This is a genomic window from Pseudomonas syringae CC1557 (assembly GCF_000452705.1).
Lineage (GTDB): Bacteria > Pseudomonadota > Gammaproteobacteria > Pseudomonadales > Pseudomonadaceae > Aquipseudomonas > Aquipseudomonas syringae_F.
Genome location: NZ_CP007014.1, coordinates 2,984,284 through 2,998,339, shown reverse-complemented (window position 1 = coordinate 2,998,339; position 14,056 = coordinate 2,984,284). Strand labels below are relative to the sequence as shown.

The following is a 14,056-nucleotide window of genomic DNA, read 5'->3' as shown; positions in this document are numbered from 1 at the left end:
TGGGCGGTCACTCGCTGCTGGCCGTGAAACTGATCGAGCGCATGCGCCAGATCGATCTGGTTGCCGATGTGCGCGTGCTGTTCAGTCAGCCGACCCTGTCCGCCCTGGCGGCAGCGGTGGGCGGCGAGGGTGCAGTAGAAGTACCCGCCAATCTTATTCATGCCGGCTGCGAGCGCATCACTCCGGACATGCTGCCTCTGGCAGCGCTGAGCCAGGATGATATCGACCGCGTGGTGGCAAGTGTGCCCGGCGGTCTGGCCAACGTGCAGGATATCTACGCCCTGGCGCCGCTGCAGGAAGGGATTTTGTATCACCACCTTGCGGCGACCGAGGGTGACCCGTATCTGCAATACGCACTGTTTGCCTTTGACAGCCTCGAGCGCCTGCACAGTTTTGGCCAGGCGCTGCAAGGCGTGATCGCCCGGCACGATATCCTGCGCACCGCCGTGCTGTGGGAGCGTCTCGATGCAGCGGTGCAGGTGATCTGGCGTGAAGCGCCGCTGGGTATGGATGAGTTGGTACTGAACCCGGCCGATGGCGACATCGCCGAACAACTGCTCAAGCGCCTGGACCCTCGTCACACGCGCCTGGACATTCGTCAGGCGCCGATGTTGCGCATCGGTTATGCACATGACGCGGAGAACGACCGCTGGCTGGGCATGCTGTTGTTCCATCACCTGGTGGACGACGCCACGTCGCTGCGCATTATCACCAGCGAAATCGAGTCGTACATGCTCGGGCAGCAAGCCTCTCTACCACCGTCCGTGCCTTACCGCAATTACGTGGCGCAAGCCATGCTCGGCGTGAGCCGCGAGGAGCACGAAGCGTTTTTCCGCGACATGCTCGGTGACATCGATGAGCCGACGCTGCCGTTCGGCCTGCTGGACGTGCAGGGCGATGGTCGCGGTATCGAGGAAGCACACCAGCGGGTCGACATGGACCTGAGCCGCCGCGTGCGCTTGCAGGCCCGTCAGTTCGGGGTCAGCTCCGCCAGTCTGTATCACCTGGCATGGGCGCGTGTTCTGGGCGCTTTGTCAGGCAAAGAGGATGTGGTGTTCGGCACGGTATTGCTCGGCCGCCTGCAGGGTGGTGCCGGGTCTGACCGGGCGCTGGGGATGTTCATCAACACCTTGCCGTTGCGTGTCACGCTGGGCGAGCAGGGCGTGCACAGCGGTCTGAAGGCTACCCACGCCAGGCTCAGCGGGCTGCTGGCCCATGAGCACGCCTCGCTGGTACTGGCACAACGTTGCAGTGGCGTGTCCGCTTCGACACCGCTGTTCAGCGCCTTGCTCAACTACCGGCATCTCGCCGGTGAGGCCAGCCAGCAGACACTGGACGCCTGGCAAGGCATCGAAAGCCTGCGCGGCGAAGAGCGCACCAATTATCCGCTGACCCTTTCAGTAAACGATGAGGGAACGGGCTTCAGCTTAACGATTCAAGCCAGTGCCAGCATCGACGCGCAGCGCGTCTGCGCGTATGTGCAGACCACTCTGGAGAATTTGGTCAGCGCACTGGAGCAGTCCGGCGAAGTGCCGCTGGCAGGCTTGTCGGTTCTGTCAGCGGCGGAGCGTGAGCACCTGGTGCATGGCCTGAACGCTACCGCGCTGGATTACTCGCAGCAGCAGACCATCAACGGGATGTTCGAAGCCCAGGTCGAGCGCACACCGGGTGCTTTAGCCGTGGTGCATGGCGAGGCGCGTCTGACGTATGGCGAGCTTAACGAGCAGGCCAACCGCTTGGCGCATGCGCTGCTTAAACAGGGCGTTCAACCGGATTCCCGCGTCGGAATCTGCGTTGAGCGCGGTGCCGAGATGGTCGTCGGCCTGCTGGCGATTCTCAAGGCGGGTGGCGGTTATGTGCCGCTGGATCCGGCGTATCCGGCAGAACGCATCGCTTACATGTTGCAGGACAGCGCGCCTGCTGCAGTACTGGCTCAAACCGCCACTCAGGACTTGCTGGCCGACGTTTCGGTACCTGTCATCAATCTTGATCTGAGCGATTGGCAGGACGAATCCGTCCAGAATCCGCAGGTGCAGGGGCTGACTTCGGCGCATCTGGCGTACCTGATCTACACCTCGGGTTCGACCGGTCTGCCGAAAGGCGTGATGATCGAACACCGCAACACCGTGAACTTCCTGACCTGGGCGCACACCGCTTTCGACGGTTCTGCACTGGAAAAAACGCTGTTCTCCACTTCGCTGAACTTCGACCTTGCGGTCTACGAGTGCTTCGCGCCGCTCACGTCGGGCGGCAGCATCAATGTGGTGAAAGATGTTCTGCAACTGCAGCACGGCGAGCACGATATCGGCCTGATCAATACCGTACCGTCGGCGCTGAAAGCACTGCTGGACGTTAACGGTCTGCCGGCATCGGTCCACACCGTGAACGTGGCCGGTGAAGCGCTCAAGCGCAGCCTGGTGGAATCGCTGTTCGAGAAGACTGGCGTGCAGCGCCTGTGCAACCTCTATGGCCCGTCTGAAACCACCACCTATTCAAGCTGGGTGGCGATGGACCGCGAAGACGGTTTCGCTGCACACATCGGCAAACCGGTCGGCAACACGCAGTTTTATCTGCTGGACCCACAGCAACAGCCTGTGCCGATGGGGGTTGTCGGTGAAATCTACATCGGCGGTGCCGGTGTGGCGCGGGGTTATCTGAACCGTGACGACCTCACTGCCGAACGCTTCCTCAACGACCCGTTCAGCCAAAACCCAGCAGCACGCATGTACCGCACTGGTGACCTGGGGCGCTACTTGCCAGACGGCAATATCGAATACCTGGGCCGTAACGACGATCAGGTGAAGATTCGTGGTTTCCGTATCGAGCTGGGCGAGATCGACGCGTGTCTGGCCAAACACCCGGCCGTCCACGAAGCCGTAGTGACAGCTCGCGAGGATGTGCCGGGCGACACACGCCTGGTGGCCTATTACACCGTTCAGTCCGCGCAAACGGAGCCGGTCATCGACAGCTTGCGCGGCTGGCTAATGGGGCAGTTGCCGGCCTACATGGTCCCGGTGGCTTACGTGCGTCTCGACGCATTGCCTCTCACGCCCAACGGCAAACTCGACCGCAAGGCGTTACCTGCGCCGGGCGAGGGCGCATTGATCAGCCGTGGCTATGAAGCCCCGCAAGGCGAGAGGGAAATACTGATCGCCGAGATCTGGCAAGACTTGCTGGGCGTCACGCAGGTTGGAAGGCACGACCAGTTCTTCGAGCTGGGCGGCCATTCATTGCTGGCCATGCGTTTGATTTCGCAGATTCGCCAGCAACTGGGTGTCGAACTGAGCCTCGCGGCGCTGTTTGCCCACCCCGAACTGAGCGCCCTGGCACTGGCCATCGCCCAGGCCGGGCGCAGCATCCTGCCGGATATCGTGCCAGTGGCACGCGACCAGGTCTGGCCATTGTCGTTCGGCCAGCAACGTCTGTGGTTCCTCGCACAGATGGAAGGCGCCAGCGCGGCCTACCACATGCCTGTCGGCCTGAGCCTGCGTGGCGAGCTGGATCGCGCGGCCATGCAACGAGCGCTGGAGCGCATCGTGGCGCGCCATGAGGGCTTGCGCACCACCTTCATTCAGGGCAATGACGAACAGCCATTGCAACGGATCAGCCCGGCGGATGCCGGCTTCAACCTGCAATTGCATGATCTGCAAGGGCTGGTGGATGCCAAAGAGAAGCTTCAGGCACTCGCCAGCGAAGAGTCGCTGCAAGCCTTCAATCTGGAACAGGGCCCGTTGATTCGTGGCCGTCTGATTCGTATGGCCGAGGACCATCACGTCCTGTTGCTGACCATGCACCACATCGTGTCCGATGGCTGGTCGATTGGCGTGCTGACCCGTGAACTGGCCGCGCTCTATGCGGCATTCAGTCAGGGCCAGGACGACCCGCTGACGCCTCTGACGCTGCACTACCTGGACTACGCGGTGTGGCAGCGTCGCTGGTTGAGCGGCGATCTGTTGCAGCAACAAAGCGAGTACTGGCGGCAAACCCTGGCAGACGCTCCGGCGCTGCTGATGTTGCCCACCGACCGGGTACGTCCGGCGCAGCAGGACTATGCCGGTGCGATGCTACCCATCGTTTTCGATCAGGACCTGACGCGCGGCCTCAAAGCCTTGAGCCAGCGTCACGGCAGCACCCTGTTCATGACTGTAATGGCCGCCTGGGCTGCGCTGTTGGGACGTCTGTCCGGTCAGGACGATGTGGTCATCGGCACGCCAGTGGCCAACCGCACACGCAGTGAGACCGAGGGCCTGGTGGGCCTGTTCGTCAACACGCTGGCGATCCGCGTCGACCTCAGTGACAAGCCGACGGTAGAGACGCTGCTGGCGCGGGTCAAGACCAACACCTTAGGCGCGCAGGACCATCAGGACCTGCCGTTCGAACAAGTGGTGGAAGTGATCAAGCCGGTGCGCAGCCTGTCGCACAGCCCGGTGTTCCAGGCCATGCTGAGCTGGCAGGACATGGGCGGTGGGGATTTGGCCCTCGGCGATCTGCAACTGGAAAGCCTGAGTGCGGGCCATACGCTGGCCAAGTTTGATCTGTCGCTGGACATCGGCGAAGCGCAGGGGCAACTGTTCGGTTCGCTGGAATACGCCACCGCATTGTTCGATGAAAGCACCGTCGCGCGTTATCTGGGCTACCTGCAGCGTTTGCTGCATGCCATGGTCGCCGATGACCGCCAGGTACTGGAGCATGTGCCACTGCTCGATGCGGCGGAACGCAAGCATCTGCTGGTCGAGCTTAACGCTACCGACGTGCCTTACCCGCAAGACTGCACGATTCATCAGCTGTTCGAAGAACAGGTCCAGGCACAGCCCGATGCCATCGCCGTGGCCTTCCAGGCGCAGCGCTTGAGCTATGCCGAACTGAACCGCCAGGCCAACCGTCTGGCTCATCACCTGATCGGCCTGGGCATCGGACCGGATGATCGGGTGGCGATCTGCGTCGAACGCGGGGTGAAAATGATAGTCGGCCTGCTCGGTGTGCTGAAAGCCGGTGCCGCCTACGTGCCGCTGGACCCGGCGTACCCCGCCGAGCGCCTGGCGTACATGATCAGCGACAGTAAGCCAGCGGCGTTGCTCACCCAGCGCGGCTTGCAGGAGCGCTTGCCCGCACTGTCCATGCCGCTGGTATTGCTCGACGACGATCATTGCCAAGGCTTCAGCGAGTGTGATGACAACCCCGTCGTAGCGACTCTCGGCGTGCGCAACCTGGCCTATGTGATCTACACCTCGGGTTCCACTGGCAACCCCAAGGGGGTGATGATCGAACACCGTGGCCTGGTCAACTACAGCGTCGATGCTGCACGCCTGTTTGGCCTGTCCCAGAGCGACACCGTGCTGCAACAGAACACCCTTAACTTCGACCTGTCGGTGGAGGAGATCTTCCCGGCACTGCTGGCCGGTGCCACCCTGGCGCCGAGCCGCGAAATCTTCGGCAGTGAGGGCACTGAAAATCACGGTATTTACCCGACCGTCCTGCACTTGACTGCCGCGCACTGGCACACGCTGGTGGCCGAATGGCACAACCAGCCCCAGGCCGCTGAACAACGCCTGGCCGAGGTGCGCCTGATCAACGTCACCGGTGACGCAGTGTCAGCGCAGAAACTCAAGCTCTGGGATGAGGTGCGCCCGGCGCATACCCGCCTGATCAATACTTACGGTCCGACCGAGGCCACCGTTTCCTGCACTGCGGCTTACGTCAGTCACGATGCTGTGACCGGCAGCGAAGGCAGCGGCAACGCGACCATCGGCAAACCGATGGCCAACACGCGCATCTACCTACTCGATGCTCACCAGCAGCCAGTGCCCTACGGCGTGGCCGGTGAGATATTCATCGGTGGGGCCGGCGTGGCACGCGGTTACCTGAACCTTGAAGAGGTCAACGCCGAACGCTTCCTCGCGGATCCGTTCAGCAACAGCGTTGACGCCAGGATGTACAAAACCGGCGATTTGGCACGCTACATGGCCGACGGCCGTATCGAGTACCTGGGGCGTAACGACTTCCAGGTCAAGGTGCGCGGTTTCCGCATCGAACTGGGCGAAATCGAAGCCCGTCTCGGCAGTTGCAAAGGGGTCAAGGAAGCAGTGGTGATCGCCCGGGAGGACAATCCTGGTGAAAAACGGCTCGTGGCCTACGTGATCGCCCAGCCACAAGCGAGTCTGGATGTCGCCAGACTGCGCGCCGAACTGGCGCCGCAACTGGCCGAGTACATGCTGCCAAGCGCGTTCGTGATCCTCGACGCCTTGCCGCTGACGCCGAACCGCAAACTCGATCGCAAGGCCTTGCCGGCCCCGGCGGACGATGCTTTTGCCAGTCGTCAACATGTCGCCCCACAAGGCACCAGCGAAAAAGCCCTGGCGCAGATCTGGCAGAACCTGCTCAACCTGGAAGCAGTAGGCCGTCATGACCACTTCTTCGAGCTGGGCGGGCACTCGCTGCTGGCGATGCGTCTGATTTCCCAAGTGCGTCAGCGCATGGGCGTCGAGCTGAGCCTGGCGGACATCTTCGCCCAGCCTGAACTGGCGGCGCTGGCTCAGGTAGTGGCGCACGCTGCCGGCAGCCGCCAACAGCCCATCGTGCCGGTGTCTCGCGATCAGGCTTTGCCGCTGTCGTTTGCCCAACAACGCCTGTGGTTCCTCGCACAGTTGGACGGCGGCAGTGAGGCTTATCACATTCCAGCCGGTCTGCGTCTGCGCGGCAGCCTAGATCAGGACGCACTGAAACGAGCGCTGGACCGTATCGTTGCGCGCCACGAGGCGTTGCGTACGACTTTTGTACAAGAGCAGGACCAGGATCCGCTGCAGCGTATCGCCCCGGCCGATATCGGTTTCAGCCTGCAACTTCAGGTGCTGACCGGGCAGGCCGATGCGGAACAACAATTGCTCGCCATCGCCGCAGAAGAGGCCGAAGAGGGCTTTGATTTGCTCAATGGCCCGCTGGTGCGCGGACGCCTGGTATGCCTGGCCGATGACGACCATGTGTTGCTGGTGACGATGCACCACATCGTCTCTGACGGCTGGTCCGCTGGCGTGTTGACCCGTGAACTGGGCCTGCTCTATGCAGCGTTCAGCGAGGGCGCCGAAGATCCGTTGCCCGCGTTGCCAGTGCAATACGCCGATTACGCGCTGTGGCAGCGCAACTGGCTGAGCGGCGATGTGCTGCAGCAACAGCGTCAGTACTGGCAGCAGACTCTGGCCGGTGCGCCGTCCTTGCTGACCTTGCCGAGCGACCGGCCACGGCCGGCGCAGCAGGACTACAGTGGTCAGTTGCTCGGGCTGGTGCTCGACGCCGACCTGACCCGTGGCCTCAAGGCGCTGAGCCAGCGGCATGGCAGCAGCCTGTTCATGACGGTCATGGCCGCATGGGCTGCGCTGCTGGGACGTTTGGCTGGTCAGGACGACGTGGTCATCGGTACGCCGGTGGCCAACCGCATGCGCGCCGAGGTGGAGGACCTGATCGGGTTCTTCGTCAACACCCTGGCCGTGCGCGTCGACCTCTCAGGGACACCGAGCGTCCAAAGTCTGTTGCAGCAGGTCAAACAGCAGACCCTGGCCGCCCAGGCGAATCAGGACCTGCCGTTCGAACAGGTGGTCGAGGTGGTTCGCCCACAACGCAGCCTGTCCCACAGCCCGATCTTCCAGGCCATGTTGTCGTGGCAGAACAACGAAGCGTCCGACCTGGCGCTTGGCGACATGACCCTGCAAGGCGTCGCTGTAGCAGGCCATACGGCCAAGTTCGACCTGACGCTGGACATGACCGAGGTTGGCGACCAATTGATCGGCACGCTGGAGTACGCCACGGCACTGTTCGACGAGAGCACCATGCAGCGCTACCTGGGCTACTTCCAGCGTTTGCTGGAAGCGATGGTCGCCGACGACCGCCAGTTGCTGGAGCAGGTGCCGTTGCTTGATGCGGTGGAGCGCCAGCATCTGCTGGTCGAGCTTAACGCTACCGATGTGCCTTACCCGCAGGACTGCACGATTCATCAGCTGTTCGAAGCAAAGGTCCAGGCACAGCCCAACGCCATCGCCTTGTTATACGAGGCGCAGCGCTTGAGCTATGCCGAATTGAACCGTCAGGCCAACCGTCTGGCCCATCACCTGATCGGCCTGGGCATCGGCCCGGACTATCGGGTGGCGATCTGCGTCGAGCGCGGCGTGGAAATGATGATCGGTCTGCTCGGTGTGCTCAAGGCAGGGGCGGCTTATGTACCGCTAGATCCGGCGTATCCGGCCGAGCGCCTGGCCTACATGATCAACGACAGCCAGCCAACCGCATTGCTGACCCAGCGTGATCTGCAGAAACGCTTGCCGACCCTTGCTTTGCCGGTGGTGTTGCTCGACAACGATCAGCGCACCACCTTTACCGAACGAGACGACAACCCAGTGGTGGAGGCCCTCGGCGTGCGCAACCTGGCGTATGTGATCTACACCTCGGGCTCGACTGGCAATCCGAAGGGGGTAATGATCGAGCATCGCGGTCTGGTCAACTACAGCGTCGATGCGGCACGTCTGTTTGCCCTGTCCCAGAGCGACACCGTGTTGCAACAGAACACCTTGAACTTCGACCTCTCGGTGGAGGAAATCTTCCCGGCGCTGCTGGCTGGCGCCACGCTGGCGCCAAGTCGCGAGATCTTCGGCAGTGAAGGGACTCAAACTCACGGCATTCAACCGACCGTACTGCACTTGACCGCTGCGCACTGGCACACGCTGGTAGCCGAATGGCACAAGCAACCGCAGGTCGCGGCTCAGCGCCTGCAACAAGTGCGTCTGATCAATGTCACGGGTGACGCACTGTCCGCGCAGAAACTCAAACTCTGGGACGAGGTGCGCCCGGCGCATACCCGTCTGATCAACACGTACGGCCCGACCGAGGCCACGGTTTCCTGCACCGCCGCCTACGTCAGTCATGACGCCGTGACCGGCAGCGAAGGCAGCGGCAACGCGACCATCGGCAAGCCGATGGCCAATACCCGCATCTACCTGCTCGACGCCCATCAGCAGCCAGTGCCATACGGCGTGGCCGGTGAGATCTTCATCGGTGGCGACGGCGTGGCACGCGGTTACCTGAACCTTGAAGAGGTCAACGCCGAACGCTTCCTCGCGGATCCGTTCAGCAACAGCGCTGAGGCCAGGATGTACAAAACCGGTGACCTGGCGCGCTACATGGCCGACGGCCGGATCGAGTACCTAGGCCGTAATGACTTCCAGGTCAAGGTGCGCGGGTTCCGTATCGAACTCGGCGAAATCGAAGCACGCCTCGGTAATTGCGCCGGCGTCAAGGAAGCCGTGGTTATCGCTCGGGAAGATAATCCTGGCGATAAACGTCTGGTGGGCTACGTAGTCGCGCAGCCTGATATGCACCTGACGGCCGCCAGCCTGCGTACCGAACTGGCGCCGCAACTGGCTGAATACATGCTGCCGAGCGCGTTCGTGATCCTCGACGCCTTGCCGTTGACGCCGAACCGCAAGCTTGACCGCAACGCCTTGCCGGCTCCGCAAGCCGAGGCATTTGCCAGCCGCGAACATGCGGAACCGCAAGGTGATACCGAGGTGGCGCTGGCGCATATCTGGCAAAACCTGCTTGATCTGGAACAGGTGGGCCGTCATGACCAGTTCTTCGAACTGGGCGGGCACTCGCTGCTGGCGATGCGCCTGATTTCCCAGGTACGCCAGCACTTGGGTGTCGAGCTGGGCCTGGCGGATATCTTCGCCCAGCCTGAACTCGCCGCCATGGCACGGATACTCGCCGAAGCCAAAGGCAGCGTTCAGCCACCAATCGTACCGGTGCCTCGCGACCAGACCTTGCCGTTGTCGTTTTCCCAGCAGCGTCTGTGGTTCCTCGCACAGCTTGAAGGCGGCAGCGCGGCTTACCATATCCCGGCCGGCCTGCGTATACGTGGCACTCTGGACAATCCTGCGCTGGAGAAGGCGCTGGACCGTATCGTCGCCCGCCACGAAGTGCTGCGGACGACCTTTGTGCAAGAGCAGGATCAGGATCCGGTACAGCACATCGCCCCGGCCGATATCGGTTTCAGCCTGCAACTGCAGGTGCTGACCGATCAGGCGGATGCGGAAGAGCAACTGCTCGCCATCACCGCTGAAGAGGCCAACGAGGGCTTCGATCTGCGCAACGGTCCGCTGGTACGGGGACGCCTGGTGCGCATGGCCGAGGACGATCATGTGTTGCTGGTGAGCCGTTCGAACAGGTGGTCGAGGTGGTTCGCCCGCAACGCAGCCTGTCTCACAGCCCGATTTTCCAGGCCATGTTGTCCTGGCAGAACAACGAAACGTCCGACCTGTCGCTGGGCAACATGAACCTGCAAGGCGTGGCGGTAAATGACCACACGGCCAAGTTCGATCTGGTGCTGGACATGACCGAGGTCGGCGATCAATTGGTCGGCACGCTGGAATACGCCACGGCGCTGTTCGACGAAAGCACCATGGTCCGTTACCTGGGCTATTTCCAGCGCTTGCTGGAAGCCATGGTCGCCAATGAGCATCGCATTCTGGAACACGTGCCACTGGTGGATGCAGTCGAGCGTCAGCATCTGTTGACCGGTCTTAATGCAACCGACCGTGCTTACCCTCAGGGTCAGTTGATGCACCGCCTTTTCGAGGCGCAGGCAGCGTCCCGACCTCAGGCGCTTGCGGCCCGTCAGGGTGAACAGACACTGACCTACGCCGAACTCGACAGCCGCGCCAACGCCCTGGCTCAGCATCTGCGCCAACACGGCGTGAAAGCAGGAACCCGAGTGGCAATCCTGCTGGATCGTTCGGTGGAGCTGCTGACCAGTATGCTGGCGACCCTCAAGTGCGGCGCGGCTTATCTGGCGCTGGATCGGCTGGCTCCCGAAGAGCGTGTGCGCTTCATGCTCGAGGACAGCGAAGCAATCATGTTGCTGAGCCGCAGCGAGCTGACGGCACCCGAGATCACGTCGAGACTCAATCTCGACACCCTGGAGCTGTCAGCGGTTAACCAGGGGCCAGTCGCGCTTGCAGATGAAATCGCAGGCGAGACCCCGGCGTGCATCATCTACACCTCCGGCTCCACCGGCATGCCCAAGGGCGTGATCGTGACCCACAACGGCATCGTGCGGCTGGTGCGGGACAACTACGACTTCCGTGCCGATGACCGCGTGGCGTTTTCCTCCAACCCGGCGTTCGACGCCAGCAGCCCGGAAATCTGGGGAGCGTTGCTCAATGGCGGCCAGTCGATCATTGTCGAGCCCTCTGTATTGCTCGATCCAGCAGCCTTTGCCGCCTTGCTCAAACGCCACGAAGTGACGGTAATGTTCAGTTCGACCGCCTTGTTCAACCTGTATGCCGGTTTGATTCCCGAGGCTCTGGCAGGCTTGCGCATGCTGGAGTGCGGTGGCGAACGGGCGGATCCGGCGTCGTTCCGCCGGGTACGTGAGCATTCCTCTCAAGTGCGCCTGTTCAACGGCTACGGCCCGACCGAGGGCACGACGTGCGCTACTCGTTACGAAGTGTTCGACGTGCAGCCGGGCACCCTGAGCCTGCCAATCGGCAAACCCAACGCCAACGTGCGCATCTATCTGCTCGACGCGTGCGGCGAGCCGGTGCCGATGGGCTGCGTCGGCGAGATCTACATCGGCGGTGTCGGGGTCGCGCTGGGTTACCTGAACCGTCCTGAACTGACCGCCGAACGCTTCAGCGACGACCCGTTCAGTCAGCAGACGGATGCGCGGCTCTATCGCACCGGCGACCTGGCGCGCTGGTTGCCGGACGGCAATCTGGAATACCTTGCGCGTAACGATGGCCAGGTGAAGATCCGCGGCTTCCGCGTCGAACCTGGGGAAGTCGAAAGCAGCCTGCATGCGTGCGATGGCGTGCGCAACTCGGTGGTGGTTGCGCGCGAAGACAGCCCGGGCGACACGCGTCTGGTGGCTTACTACACCGTGCATGCGGACGTTGAGGCACCCGAGGCGGAAGCCCTGCGTGCACAACTGAGCGCCGGCTTGCCGGAATACATGGTGCCAAGCGTGTTCATCTGCCTGCAAGACTTGCCGCTGACGCTCAATGGCAAGGTGGATGTGCAGGCACTGCCAGCACCGACAGCGGATCAGTTCGCAAGCGGTGCGTTTGAAGCCCCGGCAGGGGAGTTGGAGATTAGTCTGGCGAAAGCCTGGGCGGAGGTACTCGAGGTGCAGCAAGTGGGACGTCATGACAGCTTCTTCAGTCTCGGCGGTCACTCGCTGATGGCGGTTCGACTGGTCAACCAACTGGTACAGAGTGGCTTGTCGGTATCCCTGGCCGACGTTTTCCAGCACGCCAGCGTCGCGGCCCTGGCAAGTCTGCTGGGCAACCGCAGCAAAGAGGTTGCACCGCCGCAGCTTCATGAGCAGCTGGTGCCGGTGCGCACCAGCGGTAGCCAGCAACCATTGTTCCTGGTCCACGAGTTCACCGGCCAGGACGCGCATTTCCCGGCGCTGGCGGTACACATCGACAGCGATATTCCGGTCTACGGGTTGAGCGGCGTCCCCCTCGGTCAGGAACAGTTGTGGACCATGGAATGCATGGCAACACGCTTGTTGGGGGCGATGCGCAGTGTTCAACCGCACGGGCCTTATCGTCTGGCAGGCTGGTCGTTCGGTGGGCTTCTGGCTTACGAAATCGCCATCCAGCTGGAGGGCATGGACGAGGAGGTGGAGTTTATCGGCCTAATCGACACCTACATGCCGCGCCTGGTGGACCAGGGTCGCGATCGCTGGGACCTGCAGACCGCACACCGTCAGCATCTGCTGGAACACTGCGAGCAGTTCTGGAGAGCCCGAGGCGAATGCACGCAGGCCCTGGAGGCCCTGGAACGAGTGCGTGAAAACCGGGAGGCCCTGGATTTCCTCGGGCTCCTGCAGTACTGCCGTGAGCAGGGTGCGCTGCCGCCTGAGCTGGACATCTACACGAACGAGGGTCTTTGCCAGTACCTCGATCGGGAGGTTGCCCACGGTCATGCGCAGGCCAACTACACGATTTACCCCAACAGCGTGCCGCTGCACCTGTTCACTGCCATCGAGTGGCAACCCAACTCACAACGACACAGCGGTTACCTGGGCTGGGATAGCGTCCTGCCAGTCAGTCAGTTGCGCAGTATCAAGGTGGCGGGCGATCACTTGAGCATGATGAAGTCGCCGCATATCGAGGGCCTGGGGCAGGCGATTAGCCAGGCGTTGGCTGATCTGCCCGATCGTCCACGGGGGGCCGACAGCATCCACCGGCCATTGCTGACGATTCAGGGCGGACGTCGCGATCACGCGCCAATTTTCTGTGTACCGGGGGCAGGGGACAGTGTGACCGGTTTCATCAGCCTGGCCGATGCCTTGGGCCCGCACTGGCCGATCCACGGGCTGCAACCACGCGGGCTGGATGGCCGCACGGTGCCTTACAGCCTGGTGGAAACCGCCGCCGAGGCTTATTTGCAAGCACTCGACAGTACTCAGCCGGAAGGGCCGGTGCATCTGCTCGGTCATTCGTTCGGCGGCTGGGTGGCGTTTGAAATGGCCACTCGCCTGACGGCACGCGGCAGGGAAGTGTCTTCGCTGACACTGATCGACAGTGAGTCGCCGGGCGGCAACGGCGTAGTGGGCAAACCTTACACCGCGATAGGCGTACTGGAGCGTTTGATCGAAACCATGGAGCTGGCTGCGGGCAAGCCGCTTGGCATCGACCGTACGGCCTTCCGGGCCCAGGACGATATCGGCCAGATGCGCTTGTTGCATGCTGGAATGGTGAGGGCAGGGATGCTGCCGCAGCGTTCGTCGCCGGACGCGATGCGCGGGCCTGCACGAGCCTTCGGTACGGCGTTGCGCACCCGTTATGAACCCTCGCAGATCTACACCGGACCGGTGCGTCTGGTGCTGGCTGATGACCCGGTGCTGGATGCGGCGGGCAATCAGCGCGAGCAACAGGCGATGGTCAGCGGCTGGCGCCAGTGTGCCCCGGATCTCACCGTCTGGCGTGGGCCGGGTAACCATTTCACCATCCTCAAGGCGCAGCATGTACAGCATCTGGCGAACTGGTGGCTACCCCGTCGATAA

Annotated in this window: 1 pseudogene (cut by a window edge); it reads left to right on the top strand. The window is 62.6% G+C overall.

The window, feature by feature from the left end:
• A pseudogene (locus N018_RS13700) lies at positions 1–14,056 on the top strand (non-ribosomal peptide synthase/polyketide synthase); it begins 26,043 nt to the left of the window's first position.